The sequence below is a fragment of the Brevundimonas sp. NPDC007368 genome (assembly GCF_042869015.1).
Taxonomy (GTDB): Bacteria; Pseudomonadota; Alphaproteobacteria; order Caulobacterales; family Caulobacteraceae; genus Brevundimonas.
The window spans coordinates 387,853-402,294 of sequence record NZ_JBIAFA010000004.1; the positions used below are offsets into that span (position 1 = coordinate 387,853).

The following is a 14,442-nucleotide window of genomic DNA, read 5'->3' on the forward strand; positions in this document are numbered from 1 at the left end:
TCCCCGCCAAGGTTGAAAGACAGGCTCTGGCGAACCATTTGCTGTGGCCGTAATGTCACCACGATGGAATAGAACGGTTACGCTTGTCGCGCGTTGAGCCAAAAACACGCGACGGATGATCGAACGACCGCCGCCGCCCGCACTCAGGAGAAGCCTTTGGCCAACATCACTCTGGTCGACGACGACGAGAACATCGTCGCCTCCGTGTCCCTGGCCCTCGAAAGCCACGGCCACAAGGTCACGGCCTATCATGACGGCGCCTCGGGCCTTGAGGCCCTGGAGACCACGCCCCCGGATCTGGCGATCCTGGACGTGAAGATGCCGCGCATGGACGGGATGGAGGTGCTGCGTCGCCTGCGCCAGACCTCGCAGTTGCCGGTCATCATGCTGACGTCCAAGGACGAGGAGATCGACGAGATCCTCGGCTTCAACCTCGGCGCCGACGACTACATCCACAAGCCCTTCAGCCAGCGCCTTCTGATCGAACGGGTCAAGGCCCTGCTGCGCCGCACCGGCGCCGACGGCGGCGAGATCGAGACCGCGGCCGAAGCCGCCGGCAAGGCCATCAAGCGCGGCAAGCTGTCGATGGACCCGGCGCGCCACGAAAGCACCTGGGACGGCAAGCCGGTCAAGCTGACCGTCACCGAGTTCCTGCTGCTTCAGGCCCTGGCCCAGCGGCCCGGCTTCGTGAAGAGCCGCGACAGCCTGATGGACGCCGCCTACGACGATCAGGTCTATGTCGACGACCGCACCATCGACAGCCACGTCAAGCGCATGCGCAAGAAGTTCCGGGTCGTCGATCCCGAGTTCGACGCGATCGAGACCCTGTATGGCGTCGGCTACCGCTACCGCGAAAGCTGAGGCCGAGGACGGTCGGCTGCGGCGTCGATTCCGCTTCGGCGGGTCGCGCCTCGGCGGGTTCATTCTTGCGCTCAACCTGCTCAGCCTGCTGATCCTCTTCGGCGGCGCCCTGGCGCTGAACGAATGGCGGCGCGGCCTGATCGAGGCCCGCCAGGAATCCCTCTCGGTTCAGGCGGAACTGCTGGCCAATGTGTTGGGCGAGCTGGGCATCACCCGGGGCGAGCCCTATCCGGCGCTGGACCCCGGCGCGGCCGGGCTGTGGCTGCGCGACAACTTCATTCCAGAAGGCCAGCGCGCGCGCCTTTATGATCAGGACGGCCTCCTGGTCTCGGACAGCTTCGTCGTGACCGACGCCATTCCGGGCGAGACCCTGCCCCCTGCCAATCCCGCCGGCACCGCCCTGGCGCCCAGCGGGCCCTCGCCGCGCGAGGAGGCCCGCCTGACCCGCGCCAACGCCGACCTCTCGGCCGAGGTCGAGCGCGCCCTGCAAGGCGCGCCCCAGGCCGACATCCGCCGCAACGAAAACGGAGACCGGGTCGTCTCCGTCTCCCTGCCCGTGCGCCATGTCCAGCAGGTGCTGGGCGTGCTGACGCTGGAAGCCGGCGACGTCGACGAAACCCTGGCCGCCCAGCGCCGCGCCCTGACTCCCTTCGCCCTGGTGGCCCTGGCGGTGAACCTGCTGTCCGCCCTGGTGCTGCACATGTTCGTCGCGCGGCCCGTCATGCGCCTGTCAGCGGCGGCGGACCAGGTGCGCCTGCAACGCGCCCGCGCCATCTCCCTGCCCGACCTCGAGGACCGCAAGGACGAGATCGGCGACCTGGCCCGCGCCCTGGAATCGATGACCGACACCCTGTCGACGCGGATGGACGCCATCGAACGTTTCGCCGCCGACGTCAGCCACGAGATCAAGAATCCCCTCACCTCGATCCGCTCGGCGCTGGAGACCCTGCCCCTGGTCAAGACGGACGAGCAGCGTCAGCGCCTGACCAATCTGCTGCAGCAGGACGTGCGGCGCCTGGACCGGCTGATCACCGACATCTCCAACGCCTCGCGCCTGGACGCCGAACTGTCGCGCGACCGGCCGCGCGTGATCGACCTGAACGAGCTGCTGGGCGACATCATCGCCGTCTATGAGGGCGGCCAGAAGCCGGGCGAGGCCCGCGTGCGCTTCGCCTCGACGGCCGAGGCGGCGCGCGTTCTGGGGCGCGACATCCCCCTGGGTCAGGTGTTCCGAAACCTGATCGACAACGCCCGCTCCTTCAGCCCCGCCGACGGCGAGGTCCGCGTCCGGCTTGAACGCGACGATAGCCGCCCGGACCTGCCCCTGCGCATCCGCGTCGAGGACGACGGCCCCGGCATCCCGCCGGAGAACCTCGAGACAGTGTTCGAGCGCTTCTATACCTCGCGGCCCAAGGGCACCGCCTTCGGCGCCAACTCGGGCCTCGGGCTGTCCATCGTGCGCCAGATCGTCGACGCCCATGGCGGCCGCGTCCACGCCGAGAACCGTACCGGCGAGAACGGCGCCGTCGTCGGCGCCCGCTTCGAAGTCCTTCTGCCCCTGGCCGGACGACGCCCATGACCGCACCCATGCAACCCCTCCACGCCACCGCCGTGGCCCGCCACACGCCTCAAGGCTGGCGCGGCGTCCTGATCCAGGGACCGTCCGGCGTCGGCAAGAGCGATCTGGCCCTGCGGCTGATCGGTCACGGCTGGCGGCTGATCGCCGACGACTGGACCCATGTCTGGGCCTCGGACAGCGCCCTCTACGCCGCCGCCCCGGCGGCGATCGCCGGCCGGATCGAGGTGCGCGGCCTGGGCATCCTCGGCGCCCGGGCCCATCCGCTGGCGCGCATCGTTCTGGCCGTTCAGGGCGCCCATGAGGCGATCGAGCGCCTGCCAGAGCCCGCCTTCTGGACCTGGGAGGGCGTGACGATTCCGCGCCTGCGGCTCGACCCGCGCCCCGCCTCGGCGGGTCAGGTGGTCGCAACCGCGCTGGCCGCTCTTTGAACCGGCGCGCGATTGGCCTATGAAGGCCGGCTTGCAGATCAGTCCGGGCGCCCCAGGGGCGTTCGCTGAGAGCAGAAGCGCGGGGCGTATTGTCTTGGTGAAGCCTTCATGATCGGGCTGGTGATCGTCACCCACGGGGGCCTGGCCTCTGAATTCCTGGCGGCGATGGAGCACGTGGTCGGCCCGCAACGGGGCGTGGCCGCAATCTGCATCGGCCCCGAAGACGACATGGAGCGGCGCCGCCGCGACATCGTCGACGCCGCCGCGGCCGTCAACGACGGCGACGGCGTGATCCTGCTGACCGACATGTTCGGCGGCACGCCCTCCAACCTGGCCATTTCGGTGATGGAGCAGACCCATGCCGAGGTCATCGCCGGGCTGAACCTGCCCATGCTGATCAAGCTGGCCAGCGTGCGCGGACGCGAAGACCTGGAGACCTGCGTCGCCCATGCGCAGGACGCGGGGCGCAAATACATCTCGGTGGCGTCCTGGGTCCTGGCGGGGGAAAAATGAGCGACGCTTCCACCTCGGGTCCCATGCAGGTCACCGTCGGCATCTGCAATCAGCGCGGCCTGCACGCCCGCGCCTCGGCCAAGTTCGTCAAGCTGGCCTCCAGCTTCGAATCCGAAATCCGCGTCACCCGCGACGGCGTCACCGTGGACGCCCGCTCGATCATGGGCCTGCTGATGCTGGGCGCCGGCATCGGCTGCGGCGTCGAGATCGAGGCCGAGGGCGTCGATGCGGCCGAAGCCCTAGAGGCCCTCAGCGACCTGGTCGCCCGCAAGTTCGACGAGGACCAGTAGGCCCTCGCCGCTTCACCTCGGCCTGCTCAGGGCGTCTCGGTGATCAGCAGGGTGGCATTGGCCGTGCCGCCGCCGAAGGTGCCGATCCAGACATCGTAGGCGCCGCTGCGCGGCTTGTCGAAGCGCACCTGGGCGTCGCCGTCGCCATAGCTGTCGTCGTCGCACGACCAGCTGCCGTCCGGCCCATTGATGATCAGGGTCGTGTCCACCGAGGACAGGGTGCGGAACACCAGAGGCAGGCGACCGGCCTCGTAGGTCACCTCGAAATCGGGAGCGTCAGCGACATTGCCGACGCAGGCCGCCGGCAGGGGCGTGTCCTTGTAGGCGTCGATCGCGCCGCCCGCCGTCACCGACACCCGATAGGGATCCGGCGTGAAACCGGCCCGCAGGACGATCTCGCCATAGGTGGCCGTCTTGCTGGAATCCTGCGCCACGGCCCCCGGCGAAACCGATCCAAGCACCAGCGCCGCCGCGCCCGCGAACACCATGTTTCTCATCAGCCTCTCCCGCCCCAGCCCGGAGCATTCATCGAACCCCGTTAGGGATGCGCCGCACCCCGCCATGCGTCAAGACGCCGCAAGCACAACACGAAAAAGTCACAATTCAGCCACGAAAGACTTCTGCCCGGCCATGGCCGTCCCGATGCGAAAACGGGCCGCCCCGAAAGGGGCGACCCGTCAAGCCGATCTGCATTGGTCCCGTCGTCAGACGTCGACGGCGGCGTCCAGGGCGTTGTCCTGGATGAACTCGCGGCGAGGCTCCACCACGTCGCCCATCAGCTTGGCGAACAGGTCGTCGGCGTCGTCGCCGTGCTCGACCTTGACCTGCAGCAGGGTGCGGGCGTTGACGTCCAGCGTCGTCTCCCACAGCTGCTCCGGGTTCATCTCGCCCAGACCCTTGTAACGCTGGATGGCCATGCCCTTCTTGCCGGCGTCCAGCACGGCGTTCAGCAGGTCCAGGGGCCCGCGGATCGTCGTGGTCTTGTCCTTGCGGCGATAGACGGCGGGCTGATCGAACAGGCCCTCGAAGGTCGCGGCGCGTTCGGCCAGACGGCGGGCGTCCAGCGAGCGGCCCAGTTGTTCGTCCAGGACGATGGTCTCGCTGACGGCGCGGCGGACGCGACTGAACACCACCCCGCCCTGCTCGGCGCGGTCGCCCGACCAGGGGCCGTCGCCCTCCTCGGCATAGAGGTTCAGACGCGTCGCGGCGTTGGCGGCGCGCGTCTCCAGTTCGCCGGCGCTCTCGGTGAACAGGCCGGCCAGGGCGCCCTGCTCGATGGCGAAGGCCGGAGCGCGGGCGGCCAGACGGTCGACCAGGGCCTTGAAGGCCTTGGCCTCGCGCACCAGGGCCTGAAGGTCCAGACCCATGCGGCGCTCGCCGGTCGACAGGTCCAGCTCGGCGTCGGCGCAGCCTTCCTCGATCAGGTAGGCGTCCATCTCCGCCTGGTCCTTGACGTAGCGGTGCTGCTTGCCCTTGGAGACCTTATAGAGCGGCGGCTGGGCGATATAGACGTGGCCGCGTTCGATCAGCTCCGGCATCTGACGATAGAAGAAGGTCAGCAGCAGGGTGCGGATGTGGGCGCCGTCGACGTCGGCGTCGGCCATCAGGATGATCTTGTGATAGCGCAGCTTGTCGGCGTTGAAGTCGTCGCGGCCGATGCCGGTGCCGAGCGCCAGAATGAGCGTGCCGATCAGGTCGGACGACAGCATCCGGTCAAAGCGCGCGCGCTCGACGTTCAGGATCTTGCCGCGCAGGGGCAGGACGGCCTGGTTCTCGCGGTTGCGCGCCTGCTTGGCCGAGCCGCCTGCGGAATCACCCTCGACGATAAACAATTCAGACTTGGCCGGATCGCGTTCCTGACAGTCGGCCAGCTTGCCGGGCAGGCTGCTGATTTCCAGCGCCGACTTGCGCCGCGTCAGGTCGCGCGCCTTGCGGGCGGCTTCACGGGCGGACGCCGCTTCGATGATCTTGGACACGATCATCTTGGCTTCGACGGGGTGCTCCTCGAACCAGGTCGACAGGCCTTCCGAGCACAGGCTCTCGACCGCCGGACGCACCTCGCTTGAAACCAGCTTGTCCTTGGTCTGCGAGCTGAACTTGGGATCCGGCACCTTGACCGACAGGACGCAGGTCAGGCCTTCACGGGCGTCCTCGCCGGTCGGCGCGACCTTCTCCTTCTTGGCCAGGCCCGAGCTCTCGATATAGCTGCCCATGACGCGGGTCAGGCTGGCGCGGAAAGCCGACAGGTGGGTGCCCCCATCCCGCTGCGGGATGTTGTTGGTGAAGCACAGCATGGTCTCGTGGTAGCTGTCGTTCCACCACAGGGCCAGGTCCAGCTCGATGCCGTCCTTCTGGCCGCGAATGACGATGACGTCCTTCAGGATCGGCGTCTTGGACTTGTCGAGGTGGCGCACGAAGGCTTCGACGCCGCCCTCATAGTGCAGCATGATCTCGACCGGCTCGGCGCCGCGATGATCCGACAGCTTGATGACCACGCCCGAGTTCAGGAAGGCCAGCTCGCGCAGGCGGTGCTCCAGCGTCTTCAGGTCGAAGTCGATGTGGCTGAAGGTGGTGACCGACGGATAGAAGGTGACCTCGGTGCCGGTCAGCAGGCGGCCCTTGTCCTCGCGCATCGGCGCCTCGCCGATGACCGCCAGCGCACGCACGGTCTCGCCGCGCTCGAAACGGACGCTGTGCTTCTTGCCCTCGCGATAGATGACCAGCTCCAGCCAGTCGGACAGGGCGTTGACCACGGAGACGCCCACGCCGTGCAGGCCGCCCGACACCTTGTAGGAGTTCTGATCGAACTTACCGCCGGCGTGCAGCTGGGTCATGATGACCTCGGCGGCCGAAACGCCTTCCTCGGCGTGGATGGCGGTCGGGATGCCCCGCCCGTTGTCGGTCACGGTGACCGAACCGTCCTCGTTCAGGGTGACCGTCACCAGGTCGGCGTGACCCGCCAGGGCCTCGTCGATGGCGTTGTCCACCACCTCATAGACCATGTGGTGCAGGCCCGAGCCGTCGTCGGTGTCGCCGATATACATGCCGGGGCGCTTGCGGACCGCGTCCAGGCCTTTGAGAACCTTGATGGAATCGGCGCCGTATTCCGGCGAAGTCTCGGTCTGGTCGGTCATGAAAACGTCGGCTCAGGGTCCGCGGACGGACAGGGAAAAGACGGCCCTCGGGCCATCCGCGTCAGGCCGCAATTCACCACGCCCCGACGCCGATAACATATAGGAAATTTGACGGGAAAAGCCACTCTTTGTCCTTCTCCCCTTGAGGGAGAAGGTGGGCGCCGAAGGCGCTCGGATGAGGGGTGTCAGCGCGAGGTTTCAGGAGAAGGCAGGACGGGGGCGAAATACGTTACCGACGCCGCCGTCACCCCTCATCCGTCTCGCTGCGCGAGCCACCTCATCCCTCAAGGGGAGAAGGAGAAAGCAGCGCCCCGCCCTCCACGCTCACGAACTGCGCCCGCCCCTCCAGGGCGGCGAACAGACTGCGCTCGGTGCCGGTCATGAAGGCCTGCAGCTGCAGGGCCTCGATCTCGTCGAACAGGGCGGCGCGACGGGCCTCGTCGAGATGGGCTGGGGCCTCGTCCAGCAGCAGGACAGGTTGTGCTCGCTGATCCGCCAGCCGCCCGACCTGGGCCAGGATCAGGTTCAGCACCAGGGCCTTCTGCTCGCCCGAGGACCCCTCGGCGGCGGGGCGGTTCTTCTCGCGATGCAGCGCCGTCAGGTCCGAGCGATGCGGCCCGAACAGCGAGCGTCCGGCGGCGGCGTCGCGCCCACGCGCCCGCATGAAGCCCTCGCCCAGCATGGCCAGGATGTCCGCCTCGTCCGCCCCCGTCGCCGCCATTTCTTCGGCCGGGCCGCTCAGACCCAGGTCGGCCTGGGGGAAGGGCCGGTCGTCGCGGGCGTCGATGCCCGCCTGCAGCGCCGCCAGCGCCCGCGTCCGCGCCAGGGCGGCCCGCGCCCCGACTTCGGACAGCCGCGCCTCAAGAGCATCCAGCCACAGAGGATCCGCGGGCCTTCCCTCCGCCCCGTCGGTCAGCAGCTTCAGCCGCTCGCGCAGGGCCTTTTCATAGGTCGAGACCGTGGCCGCATGGTCGGGATCAGCGGCGAAGACCAGCCGATCGAAGAAGCGCAACCGCCCCGCCCGCGCGTCGGAAAACAAACGGTCCTGCTCGGGCGTGGCCCAGACGGGACGCAGGTGATCCAGCAGCCGTCCCGGCGGGGCCGTCTCGCCGTCGATGCGGACGATGCGCCTTGCCGTCCCCGGCGTCTGCACGCCGGTGCCCAGACGAACCTCTTCGCCGTCTTCATCCAGCGTCACCATGACGGCCCAGGCCCGACCCACGGCCTCGCCCGGCTCGCGCCGCCCCATCTCCTGCGCCGTCGCCCCGCGCAGACCCTTGCCGGGGGTCAGCAGGCTGATGGCCTCCAGCAGATTGGTCTTGCCCGCCCCGTTCGGCCCATGCAGCACCACGGCCCCGCCGGAAACCGGCAGGCTGGCGCTCGCATAGGAACGGAAGTCAGTGAGGGCGAGGGAGGTGATCACAAGGCGCCAGGGTCAGGACGGCGGCGCATAGCGCCGACGCCAGTCATTCAGAACCTTGACCACATACCCCGGCGATTCTTCAGGGAATACAGCGATTGCTCCATCAAATCCCGGCATCAGGAACCGTGTCAGGCTGCGATCACGGGCGCCGGACTTCACGCCCGGCTTCAAAACATAGCCGGCCACGGTCGTCCCGCCCCGCTGCTTGACCAAGTCGAAGCCCTGAACGTCACCCCAAGGGACCAGTTGAGCCTTTCTCAGGCCACGGACGCTGAACCCCTCATGCGTCAGGATAAGCTCCGGAGGAAAGCATAACCTCAGAAAAGAAAAGCCGGCGTTCCACCCGAACATCGCAATGCATCCGATCGAGATGATATCGCCCATCTCCTTCGAGTAGCGTCGCGTCTCCTGGCCGTAGATCAACATGAAGACGAAGATCGCAACGACCGCGAGCGATCCCAGCGTCCTGAGCCCCGACTTCCATGCCGCCCCCTGAAAGACCAGGCGCGGTTCAGGATCGGTCGGCATCGTCGCCAACCCAGCTTTTCAACAGCGCCAATTGAGCCGACGACCGCATCCCGACCTCACGACCGTGTTCGCGCACGCCGAGACCAGCCTCAAACAGACGGTTCTGGACGGTTAAACCCCTCGCACGCCCCTTCTCGTCCCGCATCCGCACGATCAGAGACCCCAGCGGCGGGCTCGCGACTTCTCCGACTTCGATGATGCGGTCACGCTCAATGCGCCTCGCCTTGCCGAGCACAGGTCGAATGACCATGCAGCCTGCCTCAAGCGATACCTGCCTCGGCCGCATCAGGCCGATCACGCCATACCCCGCGATCAGCAGGGGCCCGACGAAGGCGCAAGCGAAAGACGCGGGCGCGAACGGGGCCAACGCAAAAAGCGCGCAGATCAGAACAGCGGCGATCAGGACAACCAACCCGTACTCGAACGGACTGGTACGCCAGACAAAACCCTCGGCAGAGGCGACGCCGTCGATCACACCCGCAGCGGCATCAACACGTACTGCACGCCCACGTCGGCCGGATCGAGCACCAGCGTCGGCGACGCCGGGTCGGCGAACTTGAAGTGGGCGGTCTCGCCGGTGATCTGGCCGGCGACGTCCAGCAGATAGCGGGCGTTGAAGCCGATTTCGAAGGGCTCTTCGGAATAGCCGATCTCGACCTCTTCCTCGGCCTGACCGGCTTCCATGTTGCGGACGGTCAGCTTCACCCGGTCGTTGTCGAAGGCCAGCTTCACCGAGCGGCTCTTTTCGGCCGAGATGGTGGCCACGCGGTCGACGGCCTTGGCGAACAGGGCGTTGTCGATGTCGGCCTGCTTGTCGTTGCCCTTGGGGATCACGCGCAGATAGTCGGGGAAGGCGCCGTCGATGACCTTGGAGGTCAGGCTGGCGTGGCCGAACTCGAAGCGGATCTTCTGGGCCGAGACCTGGATCTCGACCGAACCGGCGCCGTCGTCCAGCAGGCGACGGACCTGATCGACCGTCTTGCGCGGCACGATGACGCCGGGGCCGCCCGCCGCGCCTTCCGGCGCCGGGGTCTCGGCCAGGGCCAGGCGATGGCCGTCGGTGGCCACGGCGCGCAGCAGCGGAATGCCGCCGTCCGACACCGTGTGCAGATAGAGGCCGTTCAGATAATAGCGCGTCTCTTCGGTCGAGACGGCGAAACGGGTCTTGTCGATCAGACGCGCCAGATCTTCCTTGGGCAGGCTGTAGCGCGCGCCCGAGGTTTCCGTGGACATGACCGGGAAGTCGCCCGCCGGCAGGACCGGCAGGTTGAAGCGCGAACGTCCGGCCGAAATCACCAGACGCGGATCGTCGCCCGAGTAGGTCAGGGAGACCTCCGCGCCGTCCGGCAGCTTCTTGACGATTTCATACAGGGTGTGGGCCGGGGCCGTGATCTGCCCCTCGACGTTCACCTGGGCCTCGGCCTCGTCGACCATCTCCATGTCGAGGTCGGTGGCGGCGAAGGACAGGCGGTCGCGCCCGGCGCTCAGCAGCACGTTCGACAGGATCGGAATGGTGTTGCGGCGCTCGACCACGCTCTGAACGTGCCCGAGGGCTTTCAGGAGCGCGGAACGTTCGATGGTCAGCTGCATGTGGTCTCGCCCGGGCCGCGACGCCGTTTGCAGCGTCGCCGTAAGGATGGGCTGGAACACTAGCGCATTGAGCGAAAGGGGCAACGGGGGCCTGACATCCTGCGACGTCTGCCCCCGCTATCCACAGGCGCTCCGTGGACGAAAACCTTAGCCGCGCAGCTTGCGAGGCACTTCCCTTTTATCCGCGCAGCTTGCGCGTCAGGGCTTCCACGTCGCGGGCGATCTGCTCTTCCTTGGGCATCAGCTCCTCGATCTTGCGCACGCCATGCAGGACGGTCGTGTGATCGCGTCCGCCGAAGCGACGGCCGATGTCGGGATAGGAGCGGGTCGTGTGCTGCTTGCACAGATACATGGCGATCTGGCGCGGGCGGGCGATGGCGCGGGTGCGGCGCTCGCTCAGCAGATCGGCCTGCTTCAGGTTGAAGTGGTCGGCGACCGTCTTCTGGATTTCGTCCACCGTGATGCGGCGCTCGGGCCCGCCGCGCAGGGCCACGCCCAGCAGGCTCTGGGCCTCGTCGACGGTCAGGGCCGACAGGCGGGCGCCGGCGACGGCGGCCAGGGTGTTCACCGCGCCTTCCAGCTCGCGCATCGAGCCGGGGGTGCGGTCCACCAGATGCTCCAGCACCTCGGCGCGGGCCTCGCCCGAGACGACGCCCAGCTTGGCCAGGGCGCCGAGACGCGACTGGGCCACAGCGACCTTCAGGCTGCGATCGGCGGCCTCGACCGGGCAGGTCAGGCCGGCGGCCAGGTGGCTGCGCAGACGCGGCTCGACGTCGGTCAGGGCGGTCGGGGCGCGGTCGGCCGACAGGACGATGCGTTTGCCGTCCTCGATCAGCGAGGTCAGGGTGTTGAGCAGTTCCTCTTGCGTCGAGGTCTTGCCGCCGACGAACTGGACGTCGTCCAGCAGCAGCATGTCGGCCGAGCGCAGGCTCTCCTTGAAGGCCGCGGTCGAACGGTCCTGCATGGCGCGCACGAAGGTCGAGAGGAAGCGCTCGGCGGTTAGATAGACCACCTTGGCGTCCGGGCGCAGGCGCTGCGCCTCCCAGGCGATGGCGTTCAGCAGGTGGGTCTTGCCGTAGCCATAGGGGCCGCAGAAGAAGACCGGGTTGAAATGGCCGTCGGCCCAGCTGGCGACCTGCTTGGCGATGGCCAGGGCGAAGGCGTTGCCCTGGCCCTCGACGAAGCTGTCGAACGTCAGGCGTTCCTGCAGGCCGGCGGCGCGCACGGCGCGAGCGCCGTCGGTCGAGGGCGCGAAGGCGGAGGCGGCCATGGCCGAAGCCGCGACCGAAGGGGCGACCACGCCGCCGACCGAAGCCAGGCGCGGGGCCTCGCCGGCCGGGAAGGCGGTCGCGGGGGCGGGCGAACCCACCTCGGCGCGGCAGCGCACGTCCAGACGGCGCGACAGGCCGTCCAGGCCCAGCCACAGCTCGTTCATGCGACGCAGGGCGTTCTTGCGCACCCAGTCCCGCGCATAGGCGGTCGGCGTCACCAGGATCAGATTGCCCGAAGCGTCCAGCCTCACGGCCGAGGGCGCGATGTAGCTGCTGAAGGGCCCATCGCCGATCTCGGCCTTCAGGCGACCCGCCGCCTCGGTCCAGATACGGTCAGGATCCGTCATGCCCGTCATTAGTGCGCCCCCGATCATTCTCAGACACCCGCCAGAGTTAAGTTAGTCCACCGAACGAACGCCCTTCGAAGCGGCCAAATCCGGGACGACTTCTCCTGTCCCGCGAAGCCAGGCTTCGCGAGTGGGGTCGTACTCACAGACAGACATCTCCCGCCGAGGGAAACCTTTGATTTCCCTCGCCTTCATCCAGATTGGATGGAAGTGCGTTACCCCTCGAACTTACGCACAGCGGAGCGGAGATCAACGCTGATTCGAGTCGAGATTCGCACTTAAATTGTTTGACTCCGGCAAACCTCGGCCACGCTTAGGAAAATGGCGATTTCGCCCCATTTCCGAACGTCGGATTCTGCCGGATTCCATCGGGCACTTAGCGCCGCACAGCAAGACGGCGAGGGAGCTTGCGCTTCCTCGCCGTTGAAATCGTTAGATTTTCTTGCGACAACCCTGTTACGGGTGGTCCGAACCCATCAAATGACGTCGTTTGACAAAGGAGTGAAACCCCGTCCCGACGCCACCTAAATCAGGCGGCCGACAGCTTCTTCAGCTGGGCGGCCAGGCGCGAAACCTTGCGCGAGCCGGTGTTCTTGTGAACCACGCCCTTCGACACGGCGCGCATCAGTTCCGACTGGGCCGTGATGAAGGCGCCCTTGGCGGCTTCGACGTCGCCGCCGGCCAGAGCTTCCTGGAACTTGCGGAGGTAGGTGCGAACGCGCGTACGGCGGGCCTTGTTCACTTCGGTCCGCGCTTCGATCTTGCGGATCGCCTTGCGGGCGCCTGCATTGTTGGCCATCGGGTAAAAACCTTCGAACGAAAACGCCGCGAACCCACGTCCACGGCGAGGAAATCTCAAGAGCGGGCGGCTATAGCGGAAAGGCTCCAGCCGGTCAACGCGACACGGCCGGAATTGAATCAGGGCCTGGGTTTGAGGCTGGGCTCAACGGCCGGTGAAGGCGGGTTTGCGCTTCTCGACGAAGGCCGCCATCCCCTCCTTCTGGTCCTCGAAAGCGAACAGGGAGTGGAACAGGCGGCGCTCGAACACCACCCCTTGCGCCAGGGTCGTCTCGAAGGCGGCGTTGACCAGCTCCTTGTTGGCCATGACCGCCAGGATCGACTGCCCGGCGATCTTGGCCGCGGCGGCCCGCGCCTCGTCCAGCAGGACTTCGGACGCCACCACCCGCGAAACCAGTCCGGCGCGTTCAGCCTCGGCGGCGTCCATCATCCGCCCGGTCAGGCACATGTCCATCGCCTTGGCCTTGCCCACGGCGCGGGTCAGGCGTTGCGAGCCGCCGATGCCCGGCGCCACGCCCAGATTGATCTCGGGCTGGCCGAACCTGGCGGTGTCCGAGGCGATGATGAAGTCGCACAGCATGGCCAGTTCGCAGCCGCCGCCGAGCGCATAGCCCGAGACCGCCGCGATGATCGGCTTCCTGAAGTTCGCCACCCGGTCATGAGCGCGGGCGAAGAAGTTGCCGCGATACATGTCGGCATAGGCCTGATCCGCCATCTCCTTGATATCGGCGCCGGCCGCAAAGGCCTTCACCGAGCCGGTCAGGACCACGCAACGCACGCTGTCGTCGTCGGCCACGCTCTCCAGGAAGTCGCCCAGTTCGCCGGTCAGGGTGGTGTTCAGCGCGTTCAGCGCCTCGGGCCGGTTCAGGGTGACGACCGCATAGCCGTCCGCGTGGCGTTCGATCAGCAGGGTGGAATAGGCGTCGGCCATCAGGCGCTCCTCTATATCTTCGGCAGGAGGTCTAGCGCCTCAGCCCTCCCACTGGAACACCTCGCCGATCTCGACGCCGAAGACCTGGGCGATGCGGAAGGCGGCCTCCAGGCTGGGCGAGTATTTTCCCTGCTCCATGGCCACAATGGTCTGGCGGGTCATGCCGATGCGCGCGGCCAGATCGGCCTGGGTCATCTCGCTGGCATGAAAGCGCAGTTCGCGGATGCGGTTCCTTATAGGCGGCGGCGTCTTGCCCATCACCGCCCCCGCTTCAGCAGGGCCAGGGACAGGGCCCAGCGCGCCAGTTCCGACAGCATGATGCAGCCCAGCACCGCATTGGCGACCAGCACCAGACCGTTGCCGGGGATCATCCACCGCGCCAGCCCCTCAGGCTTCACGCTGCCCCAGAAGCCGACGCCGTAGGCGACGGCCGAGACCGTCACCAGCAAACCGATCAGCAGCATCAGCGAAACATGGCTGGCCTGCAGCGTCGCCAGACCCTCGCGTTCGTCGCGCGCCCGGCGCTCGGCCCTGGACGTGGTCAGGCGAGCCAGCGCCGTCAGCCCGGCCTCCAGCACCACCACCGCGACCAGGCCCAGAATGAACAGCCCGCCCATGTCGGCGGCGAAGTCGGCCTGCTTCAGCCCACCGGCCAGCACCCGTTCAAAAAACTTCCAGCCATAGGCGCCCCAGACCGCCAGACCGGCGATGATGGCGACCCACAGATGCTTTTCGCGAAAGCTCATGTC

The 14,442-nt window shown here is 67.4% G+C and carries 16 protein-coding genes; 5 read left to right on the forward strand and 11 right to left on the reverse strand.

The window, feature by feature from the left end:
- Positions 1-156 precede the first annotated feature (156 nt).
- The 5 genes from ACFYLW_RS11080 to ACFYLW_RS11100 all read left to right on the forward strand — a co-directional run bounded on the left by ACFYLW_RS11080 (position 157) and on the right by ACFYLW_RS11100 (position 3,671).
- Positions 157-861: a response regulator transcription factor gene (locus tag ACFYLW_RS11080; protein ID WP_292085097.1), complete on the forward strand. Its 705-nt coding sequence runs from the start codon at positions 157-159 to the stop codon at positions 859-861.
- The gene (locus ACFYLW_RS11085) at positions 830-2,440 is read left to right on the forward strand and encodes an ATP-binding protein (RefSeq protein WP_312065936.1); all 1,611 of its coding nucleotides are present in this window, start codon (positions 830-832) and stop codon (positions 2,438-2,440) included. The genes ACFYLW_RS11080 and ACFYLW_RS11085 overlap by 32 nt, the downstream gene beginning before the upstream one ends.
- Entirely contained in the window at positions 2,437-2,868 is a 432-nt protein-coding gene (locus ACFYLW_RS11090) for a serine kinase (RefSeq protein WP_312065935.1), read from the forward strand. The genes ACFYLW_RS11085 and ACFYLW_RS11090 overlap by 4 nt, the downstream gene beginning before the upstream one ends.
- 108 nt (positions 2,869-2,976) lie before the next feature.
- On the forward strand, positions 2,977-3,381 hold the full coding sequence (locus ACFYLW_RS11095; RefSeq protein ID WP_292085094.1) for a PTS sugar transporter subunit IIA: 405 nt from the start codon (positions 2,977-2,979) through the stop codon (positions 3,379-3,381).
- Entirely contained in the window at positions 3,378-3,671 is a 294-nt protein-coding gene (locus ACFYLW_RS11100; RefSeq protein WP_292085092.1) for an HPr family phosphocarrier protein, read from the forward strand. The genes ACFYLW_RS11095 and ACFYLW_RS11100 overlap by 4 nt, the downstream gene beginning before the upstream one ends.
- A 26-nt stretch (positions 3,672-3,697) precedes the next feature.
- Here ACFYLW_RS11100 and ACFYLW_RS11105 read toward each other — a convergent pair whose 3' ends face one another.
- The 11 genes from ACFYLW_RS11105 to ACFYLW_RS11155 all read right to left on the reverse strand — a co-directional run bounded on the left by ACFYLW_RS11105 (position 3,698) and on the right by ACFYLW_RS11155 (position 14,439).
- Positions 3,698-4,168, reverse strand: a complete 471-nt coding sequence (locus tag ACFYLW_RS11105) for a peptidase S1 (protein WP_312065934.1) — start codon at positions 4,166-4,168, stop codon at positions 3,698-3,700.
- Between the two features lie 207 nt (positions 4,169-4,375).
- Positions 4,376-6,805, reverse strand: a complete 2,430-nt coding sequence (gene gyrB / locus ACFYLW_RS11110; RefSeq protein WP_312065933.1) for a DNA topoisomerase (ATP-hydrolyzing) subunit B — start codon at positions 6,803-6,805, stop codon at positions 4,376-4,378.
- A 277-nt stretch (positions 6,806-7,082) separates the two neighbouring features.
- Positions 7,083-8,228, reverse strand: a complete 1,146-nt coding sequence (gene recF, locus ACFYLW_RS11115) for a DNA replication/repair protein RecF (RefSeq protein ID WP_313471883.1) — start codon at positions 8,226-8,228, stop codon at positions 7,083-7,085.
- 12 nt (positions 8,229-8,240) lie between these two features.
- On the reverse strand, positions 8,241-8,756 hold the full coding sequence (locus ACFYLW_RS11120; protein ID WP_312065170.1) for a hypothetical protein: 516 nt from the start codon (positions 8,754-8,756) through the stop codon (positions 8,241-8,243).
- Positions 8,740-9,231, reverse strand: a complete 492-nt coding sequence (locus tag ACFYLW_RS11125) for a hypothetical protein (protein WP_312065169.1) — start codon at positions 9,229-9,231, stop codon at positions 8,740-8,742. Before ACFYLW_RS11125 ends, ACFYLW_RS11120 begins: the two co-directional genes overlap by 17 nt.
- Entirely contained in the window at positions 9,228-10,346 is a 1,119-nt protein-coding gene (gene dnaN, locus ACFYLW_RS11130; protein ID WP_292085086.1) for a DNA polymerase III subunit beta, read from the reverse strand. Before dnaN ends, ACFYLW_RS11125 begins: the two co-directional genes overlap by 4 nt.
- A gap of 178 nt (positions 10,347-10,524) precedes the next feature.
- Positions 10,525-11,991, reverse strand: a complete 1,467-nt coding sequence (gene dnaA, locus ACFYLW_RS11135) for a chromosomal replication initiator protein DnaA (protein WP_390182997.1) — start codon at positions 11,989-11,991, stop codon at positions 10,525-10,527.
- A gap of 502 nt (positions 11,992-12,493) precedes the next feature.
- A complete protein-coding gene (gene rpsT / locus ACFYLW_RS11140; RefSeq protein ID WP_292085084.1) occupies positions 12,494-12,763 on the reverse strand; it encodes a 30S ribosomal protein S20 in 270 nt (89 codons plus the stop codon).
- Positions 12,764-12,907: 144 nt separating this feature from the next.
- On the reverse strand, positions 12,908-13,693 hold the full coding sequence (locus ACFYLW_RS11145) for an enoyl-CoA hydratase (RefSeq protein ID WP_312065167.1): 786 nt from the start codon (positions 13,691-13,693) through the stop codon (positions 12,908-12,910).
- 39 nt (positions 13,694-13,732) lie between these two features.
- Positions 13,733-13,951 carry a helix-turn-helix transcriptional regulator gene (locus ACFYLW_RS11150; RefSeq protein WP_312065166.1) on the reverse strand — a complete coding sequence of 73 codons (219 nt, stop codon included), beginning with the start codon at positions 13,949-13,951 and terminating at the stop codon, positions 13,733-13,735.
- Positions 13,951-14,439 carry a hypothetical protein gene (locus ACFYLW_RS11155; RefSeq protein WP_312065165.1) on the reverse strand — a complete coding sequence of 163 codons (489 nt, stop codon included), beginning with the start codon at positions 14,437-14,439 and terminating at the stop codon, positions 13,951-13,953. Before ACFYLW_RS11155 ends, ACFYLW_RS11150 begins: the two co-directional genes overlap by 1 nt.
- Positions 14,440-14,442: the final 3 nt, after the last annotated feature.